Origin of the sequence: Vibrio sp. L5-1 (assembly GCF_021728315.1) — a bacterium.
Classification (GTDB): Bacteria; Pseudomonadota; Gammaproteobacteria; order Enterobacterales; family Vibrionaceae; genus Vibrio; species Vibrio splendidus_K.
On record NZ_JAKKCQ010000002.1, the window covers coordinates 1091480 to 1109501 of the forward strand.

The 18022-nt window shown below is 43.8% G+C and carries 17 protein-coding genes; 5 read left to right on the forward strand and 12 right to left on the reverse strand.

Annotated features, from left to right (window positions below):
* Positions 1–218: 218 nt before the first annotated feature.
* The 5 genes from L3V35_RS11745 to L3V35_RS11765 form a co-directional block, all read right to left on the reverse strand.
* On the reverse strand, positions 219–1781 hold the full coding sequence (locus L3V35_RS11745) for an AbgT family transporter (protein WP_065607463.1): 1563 nt from the start codon (positions 1779–1781) through the stop codon (positions 219–221).
* Positions 1782–2078: 297 nt separating this feature from the next.
* Positions 2079–2528 (reverse strand): prepilin-type N-terminal cleavage/methylation domain-containing protein, encoded by a 450-nt coding sequence (locus L3V35_RS11750; RefSeq protein WP_017079902.1) that lies wholly within the window; start codon positions 2526–2528, stop codon positions 2079–2081.
* Positions 2518–3858, reverse strand: coding sequence for a hypothetical protein (locus tag L3V35_RS11755; RefSeq protein ID WP_054548063.1), 1341 nt, complete (start codon positions 3856–3858; stop codon positions 2518–2520). Before L3V35_RS11755 ends, L3V35_RS11750 begins: the two co-directional genes overlap by 11 nt.
* A complete protein-coding gene (locus L3V35_RS11760; RefSeq protein ID WP_004735169.1) occupies positions 3855–4487 on the reverse strand; it encodes a hypothetical protein in 633 nt (210 codons plus the stop codon). The genes L3V35_RS11755 and L3V35_RS11760 overlap by 4 nt, the downstream gene beginning before the upstream one ends.
* The gene (locus tag L3V35_RS11765; protein ID WP_237299755.1) at positions 4468–4974 is read right to left on the reverse strand and encodes a GspH/FimT family pseudopilin; all 507 of its coding nucleotides are present in this window, start codon (positions 4972–4974) and stop codon (positions 4468–4470) included. The genes L3V35_RS11760 and L3V35_RS11765 overlap by 20 nt, the downstream gene beginning before the upstream one ends.
* A gap of 102 nt (positions 4975–5076) precedes the next feature.
* On the opposite strand from L3V35_RS11765, the gene L3V35_RS11770 reads away from it, so the two are divergent.
* Positions 5077–5508: a type IV pilin protein gene (locus tag L3V35_RS11770; protein ID WP_054548065.1), complete on the forward strand. Its 432-nt coding sequence runs from the start codon at positions 5077–5079 to the stop codon at positions 5506–5508.
* 137 nt (positions 5509–5645) lie between these two features.
* Here L3V35_RS11770 and dnaJ read toward each other — a convergent pair whose 3' ends face one another.
* The 5 genes from dnaJ to grpE all read right to left on the reverse strand — a co-directional run bounded on the left by dnaJ (position 5646) and on the right by grpE (position 12927).
* Positions 5646–6791 carry a molecular chaperone DnaJ gene (gene dnaJ, locus L3V35_RS11775; RefSeq protein ID WP_004735166.1) on the reverse strand — a complete coding sequence of 382 codons (1146 nt, stop codon included), beginning with the start codon at positions 6789–6791 and terminating at the stop codon, positions 5646–5648.
* A 289-nt stretch (positions 6792–7080) separates the two neighbouring features.
* Entirely contained in the window at positions 7081–8994 is a 1914-nt protein-coding gene (gene dnaK / locus L3V35_RS11780) for a molecular chaperone DnaK (RefSeq protein WP_004735165.1), read from the reverse strand.
* Between the two features lie 390 nt (positions 8995–9384).
* Positions 9385–10422, reverse strand: a complete 1038-nt coding sequence (locus L3V35_RS11785) for a polysaccharide lyase family 7 protein (RefSeq protein ID WP_237299757.1) — start codon at positions 10420–10422, stop codon at positions 9385–9387.
* A 256-nt stretch (positions 10423–10678) separates the two neighbouring features.
* Positions 10679–11953: a dicarboxylate/amino acid:cation symporter gene (locus L3V35_RS11790; RefSeq protein WP_004735163.1), complete on the reverse strand. Its 1275-nt coding sequence runs from the start codon at positions 11951–11953 to the stop codon at positions 10679–10681.
* A 392-nt stretch (positions 11954–12345) separates the two neighbouring features.
* Positions 12346–12927 (reverse strand): nucleotide exchange factor GrpE, encoded by a 582-nt coding sequence (gene grpE, locus L3V35_RS11795; RefSeq protein ID WP_017059864.1) that lies wholly within the window; start codon positions 12925–12927, stop codon positions 12346–12348.
* A 143-nt stretch (positions 12928–13070) separates the two neighbouring features.
* Between grpE and nadK the strand changes: the two genes are divergently transcribed.
* From nadK to bamE, 3 genes are all read left to right on the forward strand, one after another.
* On the forward strand, positions 13071–13955 hold the full coding sequence (gene nadK / locus L3V35_RS11800) for an NAD(+) kinase (RefSeq protein WP_004735161.1): 885 nt from the start codon (positions 13071–13073) through the stop codon (positions 13953–13955).
* Between the two features lie 294 nt (positions 13956–14249).
* Positions 14250–15914: a DNA repair protein RecN gene (recN, locus tag L3V35_RS11805; RefSeq protein ID WP_102492459.1), complete on the forward strand. Its 1665-nt coding sequence runs from the start codon at positions 14250–14252 to the stop codon at positions 15912–15914.
* A gap of 167 nt (positions 15915–16081) precedes the next feature.
* A complete protein-coding gene (gene bamE, locus L3V35_RS11810) occupies positions 16082–16441 on the forward strand; it encodes an outer membrane protein assembly factor BamE (RefSeq protein WP_004735159.1) in 360 nt (119 codons plus the stop codon).
* A gap of 216 nt (positions 16442–16657) precedes the next feature.
* Here the strand turns inward: bamE and L3V35_RS11815 are convergent, their stop codons facing one another.
* Together L3V35_RS11815 and L3V35_RS11820 are read right to left on the reverse strand one after the other, a co-directional pair.
* Complete coding sequence (locus L3V35_RS11815) at positions 16658–16969, reverse strand: RnfH family protein (RefSeq protein ID WP_004735158.1); 312 nt, start codon at positions 16967–16969, stop codon at positions 16658–16660.
* Between the two features lie 3 nt (positions 16970–16972).
* A complete protein-coding gene (locus tag L3V35_RS11820) occupies positions 16973–17401 on the reverse strand; it encodes an SRPBCC family protein (protein WP_004735157.1) in 429 nt (142 codons plus the stop codon).
* Between the two features lie 119 nt (positions 17402–17520).
* Here L3V35_RS11820 and smpB point away from each other — a divergent pair, with 119 nt between their 5' ends.
* Positions 17521–18006, forward strand: a complete 486-nt coding sequence (gene smpB, locus L3V35_RS11825) for an SsrA-binding protein SmpB (RefSeq protein ID WP_004735156.1) — start codon at positions 17521–17523, stop codon at positions 18004–18006.
* The last annotated feature ends 16 nt before the right edge of the window (positions 18007–18022 follow it).

An 18022-nucleotide genomic window follows, 5' to 3' on the forward strand; every position in this document is an offset into this window, starting at 1 on the left:
CCAACAATTAGCCGTAATCCGGAGTATAAGCTGAGTGCCTTTATTTTGAATATAAAAAGTTTTGGATATAGAAAGTTTTGGATATAGAAAGTCTTGGCTATAAACATCTTGGATAAAAAAACGGAAAAAAATAACGAAAAAAAGCCCGCATATTTCGGTGCGGGCTTCGATGATTTTATCTTACTAACTTTTACTTTTATTACTTAGCGTTACTTATCTTACATTGTGTAAGTGTAAGGAGCTTGGATACCTAGTGGGATACCAAGAGCCCAGTAAGCTAGCAAGAAGATTGACCAACCGATTAGCATAGCAATCGAGAATGGCATCATTAGAGAAGCTAGAGTACCGATACCTGTCGACTTAACGTAACGTTGACAGTAAACAACAACCAATGGGAAGAACACCATCAGTGGAGAGATGATGTTAGAAACTGAATCACCTACACGGTAAGCCGCTTGAGATAGCTCTGGAGAGATACCCACAACCATCAGCATAGGAACTAGGATAGGACCAATCAGTGCCCACTTAGCTGAAGCAGAACCTACAAGAAGGTTAACTGCAGCCGTTAGTAGAATCATACCAACAACCGTTGCTTCACCAGGAAGATCCATCGCTTTCAAGCCTTCAGCACCGTAAAGCGCCAGCATAGTACCGATGTTTGATTGAGCGAATGCAGAAAGGAACTGAGCACAGAAGAACGACATTACAATGTATGCGCCCATCGTTGCCATTGTCTCAGACATCGCTTTGATAACATCGTTGCTATTCTTAAATGTACCCGCTACACGGCCGTAGACGATACCCGGAATGATAAACAGGATGAAGATCAGAGGAACAATAGACTTCATTACTGGCGCTGAGAACGCTGTTAGCTCACCTTCAGGCGAACGAAGTGCTGAGTTTTCAGGAACTAAAGCTGCGATAAGCAGACCAATACCCGCAACCATTGCCCAACCAGCAAATTTGAATGCTTTAGATTCAATCGCCGTGAACGTACCTAGATCCGGTGCTTGTTCAGCATCTTCATCTACAGGTGTTTTTGCAAGACGAGGTTCAATGATCTTCTCTGTCACATACCAACCGATACCAACAATGAGAACTGAAGACAAACCAGTAAAGAAAATGTTCGCTAGAGGGTTAACCACGTATGCAGGGTCAAGAACGTTTGCCGCTGTTTGAGTGAAGCCTGCTAGTAGCGGGTCAATACCTGAAGGAATGAAGTTCGCTGAGAAACCACCTGATACACCAGCAAACGCTGCTGCAATACCCGCTAGAGGGTGACGACCCGCTGCGTGGAAGATAATACCGCCAAGAGGGATTACTAGAACGTAACCTGCATCTGCTGCTGTGTGAGACACGATAGCAACAAGGATTAGCATTGGCGTTAATAGCTTAGCTGGCGTGAAGTTCAGCATCTTCTTAAGGCCAGTCGTAATGAAGCCTGAAGAGTCAGCAACGCCAACACCTAGCATAGCAACAAGTACGATGCCTAGCGGTGCGAAGCCTGTGAACGTGGTAACCATATTCGCTAGGAAGCTAGCAAGCGCTTCGCCAGTTAATAGGTTGTTTACTTCTAGAGCAGCACCCGTTTGAGGGTTGATTAGGTCGAATGAAAGATTCGATAAAAGTGCAGATGCTACCCATACGATAACTAGAGCCCAGAAGAACAGAATTGCAGGGTCTGGAATTTTGTTGCCGGCGCGTTCAATGAAGTTTAGAAAGCGGTCCATCCCACTGATCTTCTCAGTCGATGGTGCTTTTTTTACAGCTTGGTTACTCATTGTAACTCCATATGTGATGTTGTTTGTTTAGGCCTAATAAAAGTTTTGACCATGGCCTATTGGTACAGCACATATTCTATTAAAGTCGCTGTTAAAAAGCACAAGGTTCCACATCATTTTCCATAAATGGAGACATATTTTGCAAAAATACTGTACAACAGCAACAATATAAAAACACAAAAAACACCATTCCATATACAGAGTTTTAACTGGCACGTAAACAATGTCCGAGGAGTGAAAACTATCAGTAAAGAGGATGCTTAGGCCTTGGCATGCAGTAAACGTTTGCTTAATAGATCAATCAAATTCACTGTATTTGGAGAGCATAGTCTCGAGGTAAATGCTTTGCGAACGGTTCATACGATCTTGCCATGCAACGGAAACAGTAATGCTTTTTAACGCCCCCGACAAAGCGCCAGCAGCATTCTCCACCTCACAAGTCATCGCATATCCAGAGTCCGACAAACCGGATAAAGGATCTGAGCTTGCCGTATTGAGACAATAGTTCGCTTGATTGAGTTGCGAAAAAGGAATAAGCCCTACTGCCCCACTCACATCCGAGACTCGCGTTCGATAATATTCCATTTGCCTTTCAGCAAAGTGAAGTGCCTCTACACTGTGAAGCGCAAAGTCCGACTTTTGTTCCGCATAAACTTGCAGCTTAACCAACCCTAAAGAAGCTACACCGATCAATAGAAAAGAGATAAGAACCTCTATCAGGCTAAAACCTGAGTGTTTAGAAATCATTCCATGATCCTCGCTTCCATTGATAAATAGAAGGCGGATCACTCGGATTAGACTCTGAACGAAAATCCAAATCCATATCACCCACAATCGTTGTCACCCCAAGTGGCGAATCGAAGATAAGGCCACCTGAAGGTAAACCAGAAGCAAATTGAATCCCGACACTATTTTTCAGGACGGTAGCGTCATCGATGTCTTTGATAAAAGGTGCAAATACATTAGGAGTAACAAGCGCTTCCCAGAAGTCATCTATACGAGTTTTAACATGACTCTTTTGATAATCGACCAAATGATAAATCACACCGTTGTAAGTCATGGCACCATTTAACGCGAGCACACCATCTTGAATCACTAGAAGTTGAGATTGATTGTTGGCGGCGGCAACCGCTGAATTGATATAGCAATTTCCCTCAACCCACAATCCCTTGGTTTGCCCAGGAGTAAAATGGTCCATGATTTCGGTGCCACACTCTGTCGCATTCAGTATCTGTACGTGCTTAAAAAGGTCAGTGTCTTGAGATAAGTCGACAATATTTTGATCCGTTTTAGCGATACCAAAAAAGGTATAAAACGGGTTCATATTAGGATCAGGATTAAAATCTTTTTTGAAGGGAAGCGGATTCGTTCCTTGATAGGAATCAGGCGCATAGATTGAATAACTACTTCCCGAACTGCCTTTAGGGATCTCCGTCTTATAGTCGCTATCACACACGCCATCAAAACCAGAAAACGGACCATCCGCACTTGGGTCAAGCACTTCTAAGCCTAACGTTTGTCCTGAATCACCATGTGTTGAATCGTATTGGTAAGTAAAAAGGTCGGCAAAAGTAACACTCACGCATTCATATTCATTACCACTAATCGGTTCTTCTTTAACTGTAGGCTTCAGGCTCAATGTACCGATGATCTCAATCGGCCCTGTTGATTGAATCGCCCCACTTCCTAACTGAGAGCTCTCACGAATGGTTTTAGATAGCAGCTGTGTATCGGTTGTAGATGCAACAATATAAGCAATGGAACTCGCACTATCCGAAACCTCAATTTGGGGGGCGTTGTCATATGGAGAACACCAATCAGAAAAGTCGGCAGGGCGTGCACTCGCGTCTTTGATATCTAAAATGGCTTTATCGAGCTCACGTAGATAGGAATAAGTACACTCTAAACCACCTTCTGAACGCCAGTGATTTTGCCTTCCTTGCACCTCATTTTGAGCTACTTTAATTTGATGGAATACACTGCGATACGTACCTAATGTCACCACTAAAGCACCAATTAAAAGCACCGATGTGATCAATAAGGTCACCACGCCGTGTTGCTTTCTAAACACCATCATTGCCAGTTCCTTTGTTTAACGGAAACCGAAACCGATTTGGTAACACCTGCGGTTGGAATTGAAGCCGTAATGCTGATATCGGTAAGCGTGGTTTTAATAGAGTTCTGCTCTAATAACTGAGCATCAACGCTGAATGCGTCTACCTCGATCAGGCTGTCATCGAAAAGTGAGTAACATCCAGTAACCTGATTAAAAGTAGGAATCGCCTCAGATACAGTGGTGCCCTTCTCACAAATTTGTAGCTTGGTTCCATCTTTCCGATAAACGATATTTCGATTATCTTTGTTTCCGTTCGAGCCCTCTCTGAAATAGACAAACCCAACGGCAACACCGCCACTCACTTGGATGGTGTTACTCGCTCCAGACAGCTTGATTGAGTAACCATTAGAGCCATCGTAGCCCGCCCGTTGGATATCCTCCTTCATCACCTGCATCGTGCTTGTTAGGTTTTGTAGCAGCAATAATTCAATGCCTTTGTCTTTGGCTATTCTCTGCCCTGTTATAAAGACACTACCGATAATCGAAATCGCGAACACACCAATCACAGACGCCACCATTAACTCAATTAATGATGTGCCTTGCTGCTTGCTAGGAGCTACCGCTGTCGATTTAACAGGCATCATAGCCATACTGTGCACTCGATTCACCGCACACCTTAATTCGCCCCGGCGGGCTGGATAATTTGATCAACATCCGATCGGTTGAAGCTGTATTAGGAGAAAGGTAAATCGTCCCTCTTGCTGGCCTTCCTCTCACACTCTCAAAGCTAATTCTTGCGCCTGTGTAGTTATGAGAAAACGAGACATCTCGAAACTGTTGACCCGATAGCATCACCAGCGTTTCGCCGGAGAGATCTTCGGTTGGTTTTAACCAAACAGTCCAATCTCCAGTTGATTGCACTTCATTCTTTTCCATCGAGAAATGAACCCAAAGATCTTGATTCCTTTTTACTGACTCTGACTTGGCCTGAATAAGGAAACCATTCAACTCGCTAGCCAATCGCTGCATCTTCACAGTTTGCGTTACTGAACTAAAACTCGGGGCAGCCGTCGCTATCAGTATCGATAACACCGACACCGTGATTAAAAGCTCTAATAAAGTAAACCCGCGAGTCATTTCCCAATTTCCTATGTAATACCGCTCGTAACCGTATTTAATCTTGCGCCGATGCTACCACCGGAGAAAAATAGGCAGAGATATTAAAGGAAACTACTCGCGATGATTCGAAGAAATATATGCAACAACAACAACTTAAGCATTAGAGGGATGACATTGATCGAATTATTGATCGCTGTCGCCATCGTGGGGATACTCGGCGCCATTGCCTATCCAAGTTATACAAACCATGTAATCAAAGCGCATCGAGTCACTGCAATGGCCGACATGACCAAGATTCAACTGGAAATAGAGACGCTGTACACGGGGAACTATGCATCCGCAGCGGAGAATATTATTTCCGGAGGGACATGTTTGTTTTGCGGTACCGACACCAGCCGATACACGTTAGCAATTTCGGCGAGTAGTACAACCTATGCCATTCAAGCAGAACCACTTTCACAGCAAGTGAATGATGAATGTTTAGACTCGAATACCGATATATTGGAATTACACCACTCGGGTGTTTCAGAGCCAGAAGCGTGTTGGAAGTAACAAGAACAACCACCAAAGGGCTCGATAATTTATCTGAGAAATCTCGACTCTTTCTTCTCTGGTCTTCTTTTCTCTGATCTACAGATACAAAAAAGCCTGCACACTAGCAGGCTTTAAAAATTTCAAATCACTATCAATTACTTAGTTAGGTCATCGAAGAAGTTTTTAACACCGCTGAAGAAACCTTCAGACTTTGGCTTGTGCTTGCTTGCCGCTTCACCACAACATGTTTCTTCGAATTCACGCAGTAGTTCTTTCTGGCGAGAGCTTAGCTTAACCGGTGTTTCAACCACTAGTTTAACGATTAGGTCACCCACACCGCCGCCACGAACGCCTTTCACGCCTTTGCCACGCATACGGAACATACGGCCCGTTTGTGTTTCTTCTGGCACTTTAAGGTTTACACGGCCATCTAGTGTTGGAACTTCAACTTCACCACCTAAAGCAGCCATAGAGAAGCTTACTGGCACTTCACAGTAAAGGTTATTGCCGTCACGCTCAAAGATGTTGTGCTCTTTTACGTGTACTTGTACGTACAAGTCGCCAGCTGGAGCGCCGTGCTCCCCTGCTTCGCCTTCGCCAGATAGACGAATGCGATCACCAGTATCAACACCTGCTGGGATCTTAACGTTAAGCGTTTTCGTTTTCTGTTTGCGACCTTGGCCATGACATGAGTTACATGGGTCTTTGATGATCTTGCCTTTACCGTTACAAGTAGGACAAGTCTGTTGAACCGCAAAGAAACCTTGGCGCATTTGTACCTGGCCGTGGCCATGACAAGTACCACACGTTTGTGCAGAAGAACCCGCTTTCGCGCCGCTACCGTCACAAATATCACACTCTACAAGAGTTGGTACTTCGATTTCTTTAGATACACCACGAACGGCTTCTTCTAGAGAAAGCTCCATGTTGTAACGCAAATCAGAACCACGTTGTGCACGCGCTTGACCACCACCGCGACGACCGCCGCCAAAGATATCGCCAAACACATCACCGAAGATATCGCCGAAGTCACCTTGGCCACCGCCGCCGTAACCGCCGCCACCCATGCCACCTTGTTCAAAAGCTGCGTGGCCGTATTGGTCGTAAGCTGCTTTCTTTTGAGAATCGGTTAGGATCTCGTACGCTACTTTTACTTCTTTAAATTTGTCTGCTGCGCTGTCATCACCCTGATTACGGTCCGGGTGGAATTTCATCGCTAAGCGTTTGTACGCTTTTTTAATATCGCGCTCTGATGCATCGCGGCTTACGCCTAATACTTCGTAAAAATCACGTTTTGACATGTTCTAGGTCACCAAATAATTGCTACTACCGAATGATCACTTCAGTAGTCTATGTATCAATCTAGATAAAAGTTCTGCCGGCTGAAATGCCGAATAAAGCTATTATCTAGATCGACAAGTCTAAATACAAATTTACGGGCGTGAGAGTTACCTCTGACGCCCGTATCTTTAGAAATCGAAAAACGACTTTTTCTAAGCTAAAACACGTTAGTTCAAGGAGAAGGCACGGAGCTTACAAGTGTAAGTGAGTACCTTCGACGCAGAAATCACGTGTTATAGCGACGAAAAATTATTTTTTGTCTTCTTTAACTTCTTCAAACTCTGCATCAACAACGTCGTCATCTTGCTTAGGTTGTTCACCAGCGTCAGCACCAGCTTGTTCAGCTTGAGCTTTCTGTTGAGCAATTTCCATTAGCTTTTGAGCTGCTTGCATAAGTTCTTGAACTTTAGCGTCGATAGCTTCTTTGTCGTCACCAGACTTAACTGATTCTAGAGCTTCGATAGCTGCTTCGATTTTAGCTTTCTCGTCTGCAGGTAGAGCTTCACCAGCTTCTTCTACTTGCTTCTTAGTGCCGTGAATCATTTGGTCAGCTTGGTTACGTGCAGTTACTAGCTCTTCGAACTTCTTGTCAGCTTCTTTGTTAGCTTCTGCTTCTTGAACCATTGCTTCGATCTCTTCCTCAGACAAACCGCCTGATGCTTGGATAGTGATCTTCTGCTCTTTACCCGTCGCTTTATCTTTAGCAGATACGTTCAGGATACCATCAGCATCTAGGTCGAATGTTACTTCAACTTGTGGCATGCCACGTGGTGCTGGTTGGATACCTTCTAGGTTGAACTGACCAAGAGACTTGTTGTAAGTCGCTTGCTTACGCTCACCTTGAAGAACGTGGATAGTTACTGCGCTTTGGTTGTCTTCAGCTGTAGAGAACACTTGATCCGCTTTAGTAGGGATAGTTGTGTTTTTCTCGATAAGCTTAGTCATTACGCCACCCATCGTTTCGATACCGAAAGATAGAGGAGTAACGTCTAGAAGAAGAACGTCTTTAACTTCACCAGCTAGTACACCACCTTGAACAGCAGCACCCATTGCAACAGCTTCGTCAGGGTTCACGTCTTTACGTGGTTCTTTACCGAAGAACTCAGTTACTTTAGCTTGAACCATAGGCATACGAGTCTGACCACCAACTAGGATAACGTCAGTGATTTCGCCTACAGATAGGTCAGCATCTGCTAGAGCAACTTTTAGTGGCTCAAGAGAACGTTGAACTAGGTCTTCAACTAGAGACTCAAGCTTCGCACGAGTCACTTTGATGTTCATGTGCTTAGGACCAGTCGCATCAGCAGTAACGTAAGGTAGGTTTACGTCAGTTTGAGTAGTAGAAGAAAGCTCGATTTTCGCTTTTTCTGCTGCTTCTTTAACACGCTGCATTGCTAGTGGATCAGATTTAAGGTTGATACCTTGCTCTTTCTTGAACTCATCTACTAGGTAGTTGATCATGCGGTTATCGAAATCTTCACCACCAAGGTGAGTGTCACCGTTAGTTGAAAGAACTTCGAAAGTTTTCTCGCCTTCTACTTCATCGATTTCGATGATAGAGATATCGAATGTACCACCACCAAGGTCGTATACAGCGATAGTGCGATCACCACCTTGCTTGTCTAGGCCGTAAGCCAGAGCAGCAGCAGTAGGTTCGTTGATGATACGTTTAACATCTAGACCAGCGATACGGCCAGCATCTTTCGTTGCTTGACGTTGAGCATCGTTGAAGTAAGCAGGAACAGTTACTACTGCGCCAGTTACTTCTTCGCCTAGGAAGTCTTCAGCTGTTTTCTTCATTTTCTTAAGAACTTCAGCAGATACTTGAGGAGCCGCCATTTTTTGGCCTTGCGCTTCAACCCATGCATCACCGTTATCAGCTTTAACAATGTTAAAAGGCATGATTTCGATATCGCGTTGAACTTCTTCATCTTCAAAACGACGACCGATTAGACGCTTAATCGCGTATAGCGTGTTTTGAGGGTTAGTAACTGCTTGACGTTTCGCAGGTTGACCAACTAGCGTCTCGCCTTCAGTGTATGCGATTACCGATGCTGTTGTGCGTTCGCCTTCAGCATTTTCTAATACGCGTGGTTTGTCACCGTCAAGAACAGCAACACAAGAGTTAGTAGTACCTAAATCAATACCAATGATTCGACCCATCAGGCTTTCTCCGAATAAATTCTATTTAGTTTTTTGCTATACCCACTATGTGGGGGGTAGTAATCAGGGATTCAACCCTAATACACAAAATTTAAATGCAAATGTATTTTGCTTTCGTATGCACCATAGATAAGGGCTGCAAACTAATTTTCAAGGGAAATAGGTAAAAAAAATCTGTTTTTCCCCCTATCTTTCTACTTAAAGGTAAAAAGTGGCTTACCCCTTACTGCTTAAGGCTCGAAAGTTGACATATTCACGCGTTCATCTTCATAAATAAAATGTCTCCCTATTCTATCTCGCATAAAAAAAGACCTTCATATGGAAGGTCTTTTTTCAACTAACAGCGCGTCGAACCGTTATTGATTCGGCAATATTTTTGATTAGACAATATTATTGATTAAGAACTAACTGGTAGAAGCTTGCTTGGGTGTAGTCACCCGCTTCCATACCACGCCACTCACAGGCGGAACTCGACTTCTTAGTATTACACTGGTTATACGCACCCGCTTTGAAGTACATCCAATCTTGACCATAGCCAAGATCGATATCGTGCCCCTGATATTTGCCCTTTGCCAAGTCAACATCATACGTCTTCACAATAGGATCGGCTGAGTTTGGATTCTTCGTAAAGGTTAAGTGCATGATGTTATCTTTGATATTCACATCGTATGAGAATACTTCACCTAACTTGATACCATCAGTAGGATCCGAGCTGCCTTTTTTCAGATTGTATTGGCCAAATACATCATGGCGAATGTCTTTACGAAGCTTCTTACCATTTTCATCCTTCGCATTTTTCATCTCTGTTGGCGGATTTAATTCATAGTTCCACGTTAACGAACCATGCTCGTGCTCTGGCAATTTACGGTAAACAATTTTCAGAGGTTCATTATCCGAGCCGTGGATTTGACCAATAACCACAGAGAATGCACCAGTTTTCTTATAGTTACCGCTGGTACTCACCTGATCAACAGAAAGTGTCGCCGTCATCTGCCCACCGATAGAACCAAACTCTTCAGCGTTCTCGTGGCTTGAAATAGCGAAGTTGTTGCTCGGCGCAGAGTAGCTATCCGCTAGCATCGCTCTTAGCTCACTACGCGTGTTTTTACTGTTTGGCGTCGTTGGAGCTGTATTCGGAGCCACAAACACCATCGCACCAGATTCAGCATCCGTGTAGAACCATTTAGGGTGAACGTAAGGCGTGTCTACATTCGACAGTTCCTTTTTACCAATCTCCAGCGTTTTACCTTTTCTAGACCCTTCAGTCGTCAGCTCCGGTAAGTTAATTTTCCATTTAGATAAATCGAAGTTTTGTGCTGGTGCTTTTGCAGGGTCAAGATTGAACTGTTGACCAATATCGTGATTAGAAGCAAGAGCGGGAGCGGCTAAAAGGCTGGCAGTCAGTAGGCTAAGGTAAGACGGCTTCATTATTGGGTTTCCTTTATGTCGTCATAATGTAGGTTGTCAGAACAATAAAATAATATTGTATTATTATATATGATCTATATTAAAGATTGAAAACTGATGGCCAATTCGGCACGAGTAAAAAGAAAAAATGAGACTTAACACCAATCAAAGATCTTTCTAGCCAAGTTATCAGATAGCCCAAAGCACTTATCATCAGAAACAAAAAAGCCCCGCTCTCATTGAGCGGGGCTTCTAATTATCGAATCTTAATTAAGAATTATGCTTCTGCTTTCTTTAGCTCAGCTTCTTCGTTAGCTTCAACGCCGATTTCGTTTTCAGATTTCGCTACGATAGTGTTAACCGCAGTATCACCAACAACGTTAGAAGAAGTACAGAACATGTCACAGATACGGTCAACAGCAGCAACAATCGCTAGACCTTCTGGTGGCAAACCTAGTTGGTGCAATAGAACACCGACCATAACCACACCACCACCAGGAACACCACCAGCACCGATAGACAGTAGCAAGATAGTTAGACCTAGAGTAAAGATATCAGCAGTGTTGATTGGCTGACCGAATGCGTTTGCTACGAACATAGTTGCTAGTGCGATGTAGATAGATACACCAGACATGTTCATTGTTGCACCTAGTGGTACACCGAAACCTGCCACTGACTTAGATACGTTCAGTTTGTCCGTCAGAGTACGCATTGTTACTGGAATCGTCGCGTTCGAACTTGCAGTCGATAGTGAGAAAAGGATTTGCTCACGAGTTGCACGTAGGAACTGCTTTGGAGAAATACCAGTGAATGAACCAACCATCATTGGATAGAAGAAGAAGATCCAGAACACAAGCATTGCTACAACAAGCGCGACATAGCCAGCAACTGACATTAGCGTGTTTGCATCAAGTGTTGCACCCAGTTGAATCATCAGAGCAAATACACCGTATGGCGCAAGGCTCATTACTAGGCCGATAAGCTTCATCATGATTTCGTTAGCCATCTTGAATGTCTTGATAGCTGGGCCACCACGAGAATCAAGAGCTTGGATAGCAAGACCAGTCAGAATAGCCATGAAGATAATTTGTAGCATGTCACCACTTGCAAATGCTTCTACTGGGTTGCTAGGAACGATGTTAACAACAAGAGAGAAGATATCTGGCGTTTCAGTTGTTGTAAGCGCAATTGTCTCAGAAACTGTACCCGCTAAATTCGCACCAGCACCCGGTTGGAAAATAAGACCAATCGTTAGCGCTGCAGAAATCGCGATGATGGTGTTAATAATGTAAAGACCAAAGGTTTTACCACCAAGACGACCGAATGAACGAATATCTTTTAGCTCAACGATACCGCAAACAATAGATACGTATACAAGAGGTACTACAAGCAACTTGATAAGTGATACGAACATACCACCAGCACCTTCAGCAGCGCCGAGTAGGTACGTATCAAAAATAGCAATGCCGCTGAATAGGTACTGAATAGCAGTACCAATAATAAGGCCGGCAAACAAGCCTACAAAAATCTTACTTGAGAGCGATTTATCCATCGTTCTTCTCCAGTTTGTTGTGTTTAAAAATTGTACTTTTATAGTTATATATGCGACCCAAATCGCTATATTGCAGTGGATTTTACATACAAAGGTAACAATTAAAAGCATTTATTTACAAAAACATTACAAGTGTGACATCAAAACATTTCTTCATTAACAACCAGTTTCATAATATAAAACTCTAAATCACTGTTCTGGATAAAATAAAAAGAACGACATTCTTAATGCGATTTTGGTGACTATTCACGTGGACTCTCAAGTTACAGGCATAAAAAAAGAGAGGCATACGCCTCTCTTTTCATTTCACGTTAACCAGTGAATTGTTTTGTCGCCGCTATTGTCTTACTTCACAACTGCAATAATCAACTGCTTAGCAAGCGGCTACTCAATTACTTAGCAACCATTACCATTGCAGGGCGAATAACACGGCCGTTAAGCTCGTAGCCTTTCTGCATAACAAACATCACAGTGTTTGACTCGTGGTCTGGGCTTTCTTGAATCGACATTGCTTGGTGGAATTCAGGGTTGAATGCTTCACCTTCAGGGTTGATCTCTGTAAGACCAAATTTAGCCACTGTATCTACGAACGTTTTGTGAGTTAGCTCAACACCTTCAAGAATCGGCTTAACCGCTTCGTTCTCAGCATCTGCAGCTTGTACTGCACGCTCTAGGTTATCGATAACAGGTAGTAGGCCTTCAGCGAATTTGTTTAGCGCGTATTTACGTGCTTTATCCACTTCTTGCTCAGTACGACGACGCATATTCTCAACTTCAGCCTTTGCGCGAAGAACAGAATCTTGCTGCTCTTTCACTTTAGACTCACTAGAAAGCAGTGCGGCTTCTAGTTGAGCAATTTTTGATTCCTGCTCATCAGCCGCGTCTTCATTCAGTTCAGCTTCTTCAACTTTCTCAGCTTCAGCAATGATCTGATCTAGTTCTTCTTCGGTTACTTTGTTTTCTTCGTTGCTCATGATATCTCCAGAATTCGTTTTCAATGCCAGTGACAGGCGTGTTTGCGCCTCAAATTGATATAAAACACTCGCATAGACGTTCAACTTGCCTTTATTATGGGGATGAAGAATTTTGATTCAAGCCTAATTCGTTTGGAAACGTTATGAAAAAGCCATTTGAAGTCATCGCAATTATTGGTAAACCTCGAGATCAGCAAGCAATTCAGACTCATAGAGAGCTCTATCAGTGGTTAAGTACTGAGGGTTATCAAGTGTTTGTTGATGATAGGCTCTCCAGCATTTTGGACGATATCCCACAAGAACATTTTTCTAGCCTGATTGAATTGGGTAAACGTGCCGATCTCGCAATTGTTGTGGGTGGTGATGGAAATATGCTCGGTGCCGCTAGAATTTTGTCACGTTTCGACATTTCAGTGATAGGTGTTAACCGAGGTAATCTTGGTTTCCTAACCGATCTCAACCCTGAAAACTTCCAGAGCGCGCTGACTGATGTGCTTAAGGGGGAGTTCATGGAAGAAGAGCGCTTCTTGCTTGAAACTGAAATTCATCGTCACGGCCAGATAAAAAGCCACAATGCAGCCCTTAATGAGGCTGTACTGCACCCCGGCCAAGTCGCGCACATGATCGAGTTCGAAGTGTATATCGATGATAGCTTCGCCTTCTCACAGCGCTCTGATGGCTTGATCGTCTCAACACCGACAGGTTCTACCGCCTACTCGCTTTCTGGCGGCGGCCCTATCCTTTCATCAAGCCTAAATGCTATCTCACTAGTGCCAATGTTCCCGCACACCCTTTCAAGCCGCCCACTTGTGGTGGATGGAAAGCGTCGTATCAAGCTGATCGTATCGCCTGATAACCGCGGTACACAGGAAGTCAGCTGCGATGGCCAAATCTCGCTACCGGTTTCTCCTGGCGACGAGATCCATATTTACCAAAGCCCGAATGTGCTCAAACTGATCCACCCTAAAGACTACAACTACTACCATGTTCTACGTAACAAACTAGGCTGGTCGAGTAAGCTGTTCTAAAAGAATAAACGCTCTAGTGGTAACCGAAAACTTGAAAGGCTGACGACATTCGTCAGCCTTTTTTATTGCCGATTAAAAGCCCACCGCCTCTACCTTTACGCCAATCCACCACATCGTCATTCCCAAGAGGGAGGAACGACTGAGTTGGGAATCTATAGCGGTTTCAGTGATCTACAGACAACCTCAATTCTGAGATCGGTCACAAAAAATTTTCACCTGTCGACTTTACTGTATAAAGAAACAGTATATACTGAGCTTATATACAGTATTGTTCAGTTATACAGGTAAATAAAAATGCTGGCTCATCTAAGTGTTAATAATTTCGCTATTGTTAAGTCTTTACAGCTAGAACTTTCTAAAGGCATGACAACAATCACCGGTGAAACGGGGGCAGGTAAATCTATCGCTATCGATGCTTTAGGCTTATGTCTTGGAGGAAGATCAGATGCGGGAATGGTTCGACAAGGTGAAGAAAAAACCGAAGTCAGTGCCGCTTTTTTACTTGAGAACAATCTGCATGCTACCCGCTGGTTAGAAGACAACGAGCTGCTTGATGGCAGTGAATGCATCTTGCGCAGAACCATCTCAAAAGAAGGTCGTTCTCGCGCATTCATTAACGGCAGTCCTGTCCCTCTTTCACAATTGAAATCGCTTGGGCAGCTGTTGATCAACATTCACGGTCAACACGCGCACCATCAATTGATGAAGAGCGATTACCAAATGGCCATGCTTGATCAATACGCAGGCCACTTGAACCTGTTGAAATCGACACGTAATGCTTACCAATCCTGGCGACAAGCCGATAACCACTTGAAAGAGTTACGTGAAAATAGCCAGCAAAATCAAGCTCAAAAACAACTTCTTGAATACCAAATCAAAGAGTTAAATGAGCTGTCTATTGGGGAGGAAGAATATGAAGACCTCGAACAAGAGCATAAGCGCCTCTCCAATAGCGGAGAACTGGCCACAACCTGTCAGCAAGCTATCGAGCTTATTTATGAAGGCGAAGAAGTTAATGCGCTTGGTATTCTGCAATCGGCCAATAACTCCCTAATTCAGTTAGCTGAGCTTGATGAAAGATTGGCTGAATTGCCGAGCTTACTGTCTGAAGCCATTATTCAGATTGAAGAGACCAATAACGAATTAAGAACCTACCTAGACAGCATTGATGTCGATCCAGGTCGTATGGCTTACGTTGAAGAGCGTTTCTCTAAAGTGATGTCGATGTCTCGTAAGCACCACGTATTACCAGAAGAGCTTTACAAGCACCATCAAGACTTATTACAACAGGTTGAAGCTCTTGATTGCTCCGATGAAAAACTCGAAGACCTAGCAAACGAGGTAGAAAACCAATACCAATCGTTCGTTGCCAAATCAGAGAAGCTTCATAAATCTCGAACTCGTTATGCAAAAGAGCTCAACAAACTGATCACGCAAAGCATGCACGAACTGAGCATGGAAAAAGCGCAGTTTGCCATTGAAGTGAACAACACCAACACGCACCCTTCCCCATTGGGTATGGATAACGTGACCTTCATTGTTTCGACCAACCCAGGCCAACCAATGCAGCCAATTGCGAAAGTGGCGTCTGGTGGTGAGTTATCACGAATCTCACTAGCGATTCAGGTGATCACAGCGCAAAAAGTCGATACACCAAGCCTGATTTTCGATGAAGTCGATGTGGGTATCAGTGGACCAACGGCTGCGGTTGTCGGAAAAATGCTACGTAAGCTGGGCGAATCTACGCAGGTGATGTGTGTGACGCACTTACCTCAAGTTGCCGGTTGCGGTCACCAACAGCTGTTTGTTGCGAAGAACACGAAATCAGGTAAAACCGAGACTCAAATGCACACGCTTGATGAACAACAACGCGTTTCAGAGCTTGCTCGACTGCTTGGTGGCAGCCAAATTACCGAATCGACACTTGCCAATGCAAAAGAGTTATTAATCGCAGCTTAGGTTACATATTCGGCAACTTTCTGATAATTTACCGAAAATTCTTGGCAATTTTGCAACTTAATTCAAAATTGCCAGTCATAACAAGCTCAAAGCGCAAGGAGCTTTTTACTTCTTGCTGGAGCTTGTTTATTATCAGGCAGTATTTTAGCGAAGAAAGATCTCAAACTATGCGAATTAAAAAGTGGTTAGTTGCAGTTCCACTTGCACTAACAATGTTGACCGGTTGCTCTCTACTAGAGAAGTTGGTTTATCGAATTGACATCAATCAGGGTAACTATGTTGAACAAGAAGCTGTCGATCAGCTCAAGTTTGGCATGACAAAAACACAAGTTCGTTACGTTATGGGCTCACCAATGCTTATCGAAAACGGCTACCCAGATACGTGGTATTACATTTACCACCACCAAAAAGGCCATGAAGACCCTATTCAGAAAAACCTAGTCGTTAACTTTGATGCCACAGGCACTCTAGTAACGATCAACGGTGATTTTGAAGCCAGTGATGAGTTCTTCGAAAGCCTTCGCTAGCTTTCAACCAACAAAGCTTTCCAGTCAACAAAGCTCTTAGCCGATAAAGCTATCAGTCGACAAAGCTATCGGTCGACAAAGCAAGAATCGCAAAAGCCTGCTAACACGAGCAGGCTTTTTAATATCTGCTAACAAATTAGCTGCGTTGTCTAACCAGCAAGCACAAAAAAGCTCGCCAATATAGCGAGCTCTCTTCTTAGTCAAACTTGTTTGGCATTACGATTTAGCAGCGGCCGCTTTTGCTTGTTCAGCACGCTTACGGCGAATCTCTTTTGGATCGGCTAACAGTGCTCGGTAGATTTCGATACGGTCTTTATCACGAACCGTCGCATCTAGCTTAACGTTACGGCTGAACACGCCAACCTTATTTTTCGCTAAGTCGATTTCAGGATACAGTTCCAAAACACCAGACTGCGCAATAATCTCTTCCACAGTCGCGTTTTTGTTCACCACCAAGGTAAACACACGCTGCTCGTGCGGAAGCGCAAATACAACCTCTACGTGGATCATATCCGATTCAATAGTCATGGCTTAATAAACCTGTTTCGCGCGTTGAGTAAAAGCACTGACCATATTGCTCGTCAGCTCATTGAAAACCTTACCAAATGCCATTTCAATCATTCGGCTAGAAAATTCAAATTCCAACTTAAGCTCAACCTTACACGCTTGCTCATCGAGCGGAGTAAAATACCAACCGCCCTGCAGCTTTTTGAACGGGCCATCCACCAGCTCCATCAAGATCTCAGCGCCATCCGCTAAGCGGTTCGATGTGGTAAATGTTTTGCTGATACCAGCTTTAGAGACATCAACCGAAGCCACCATAGTTGAATCTGAAGATTCGATCACACGTGAACCAGAACACCCTGGCAAAAACTCGTGATAACGAGCAACATCATTGACCAAGCTGAACATCTGGTCGGCACTAAACGACACTAATGCTGAACGAGTAACCTTTGGCATATAGACTCCTGTTAAAGACAGCGTTACATTAACACAAACTGCAATTTTAATTGTATTGGGCCAGAGCGCAAATAAAAAGGATTCCCCAACTAGGGTGCAATCCGTATAATGAGGCCATTATGGCAAAGAATAAATCAAAATCAAAAGCCGGTAGCAATACCATTGCGCTTAATAAGAAAGCTCGCCACGAATATTTCATTGATGATGAGATAGAAGCGGGGCTTGAGCTACAAGGCTGGGAAGTAAAATCCCTACGTGAAGGCAAAACCAATATCGCAGAAAGCTACGTCTACATCCGAGACGGCGAAGCATTCATCAGTGGTATGACGATCACTCCGCTCACTCAGGCGAGTACTCATATCGTGGCGAACCCAACACGCATCCGTAAACTACTTATGTCGAGAAAAGAGCTCGACAACCTTATCGGTCGTATTAACCGTGAAGGCATGACACTTGTCGCAACCGCGCTTTACTGGTCTCGCTCTTGGGCGAAGATTAAAGTTGGCGTAGCGAAAGGTAAAAAGCTGCACGATAAACGTACTGATATGAAAGAAAAAGATTGGGCGAGAGATAAAGCACGAATTATGAAGAGTAATTTGCGTTAATTTTAAGCACTTAAAC

What these genes read in the sequence shown, in the direction of transcription:
- dnaJ (WP_004735166.1), bottom strand. Translation starts at nt 6,791, where the DNA reads ATGTCAAAACGTGATTTTTACGAAGTATTAGGCGTAAGCCGCGATGCA.
- smpB (WP_004735156.1), top strand. Translation starts at nt 17,521, where the DNA reads ATGGCAAAGAATAAATCAAAATCAAAAGCCGGTAGCAATACCATTGCG.
- L3V35_RS11750 (WP_017079902.1), bottom strand. Translation starts at nt 2,528, where the DNA reads ATGATTTCTAAACACTCAGGTTTTAGCCTGATAGAGGTTCTTATCTCT.
- grpE (WP_017059864.1), bottom strand. Translation starts at nt 12,927, where the DNA reads ATGAGCAACGAAGAAAACAAAGTAACCGAAGAAGAACTAGATCAGATC.
- L3V35_RS11765 (WP_237299755.1), bottom strand. Translation starts at nt 4,974, where the DNA reads ATGACTCGCGGGTTTACTTTATTAGAGCTTTTAATCACGGTGTCGGTG.
- recN (WP_102492459.1), top strand. Translation starts at nt 14,250, where the DNA reads ATGCTGGCTCATCTAAGTGTTAATAATTTCGCTATTGTTAAGTCTTTA.
- L3V35_RS11820 (WP_004735157.1), bottom strand. Translation starts at nt 17,401, where the DNA reads ATGCCAAAGGTTACTCGTTCAGCATTAGTGTCGTTTAGTGCCGACCAG.
- L3V35_RS11770 (WP_054548065.1), top strand. Translation starts at nt 5,077, where the DNA reads ATGATTCGAAGAAATATATGCAACAACAACAACTTAAGCATTAGAGGG.
- nadK (WP_004735161.1), top strand. Translation starts at nt 13,071, where the DNA reads ATGAAAAAGCCATTTGAAGTCATCGCAATTATTGGTAAACCTCGAGAT.
- L3V35_RS11755 (WP_054548063.1), bottom strand. Translation starts at nt 3,858, where the DNA reads ATGATGGTGTTTAGAAAGCAACACGGCGTGGTGACCTTATTGATCACA.
- L3V35_RS11785 (WP_237299757.1), bottom strand. Translation starts at nt 10,422, where the DNA reads ATGAAGCCGTCTTACCTTAGCCTACTGACTGCCAGCCTTTTAGCCGCT.
- bamE (WP_004735159.1), top strand. Translation starts at nt 16,082, where the DNA reads ATGCGAATTAAAAAGTGGTTAGTTGCAGTTCCACTTGCACTAACAATG.
- L3V35_RS11745 (WP_065607463.1), bottom strand. Translation starts at nt 1,781, where the DNA reads ATGAGTAACCAAGCTGTAAAAAAAGCACCATCGACTGAGAAGATCAGT.
- L3V35_RS11760 (WP_004735169.1), bottom strand. Translation starts at nt 4,487, where the DNA reads ATGGCTATGATGCCTGTTAAATCGACAGCGGTAGCTCCTAGCAAGCAG.
- L3V35_RS11815 (WP_004735158.1), bottom strand. Translation starts at nt 16,969, where the DNA reads ATGACTATTGAATCGGATATGATCCACGTAGAGGTTGTATTTGCGCTT.
- L3V35_RS11790 (WP_004735163.1), bottom strand. Translation starts at nt 11,953, where the DNA reads ATGGATAAATCGCTCTCAAGTAAGATTTTTGTAGGCTTGTTTGCCGGC.
- dnaK (WP_004735165.1), bottom strand. Translation starts at nt 8,994, where the DNA reads ATGGGTCGAATCATTGGTATTGATTTAGGTACTACTAACTCTTGTGTT.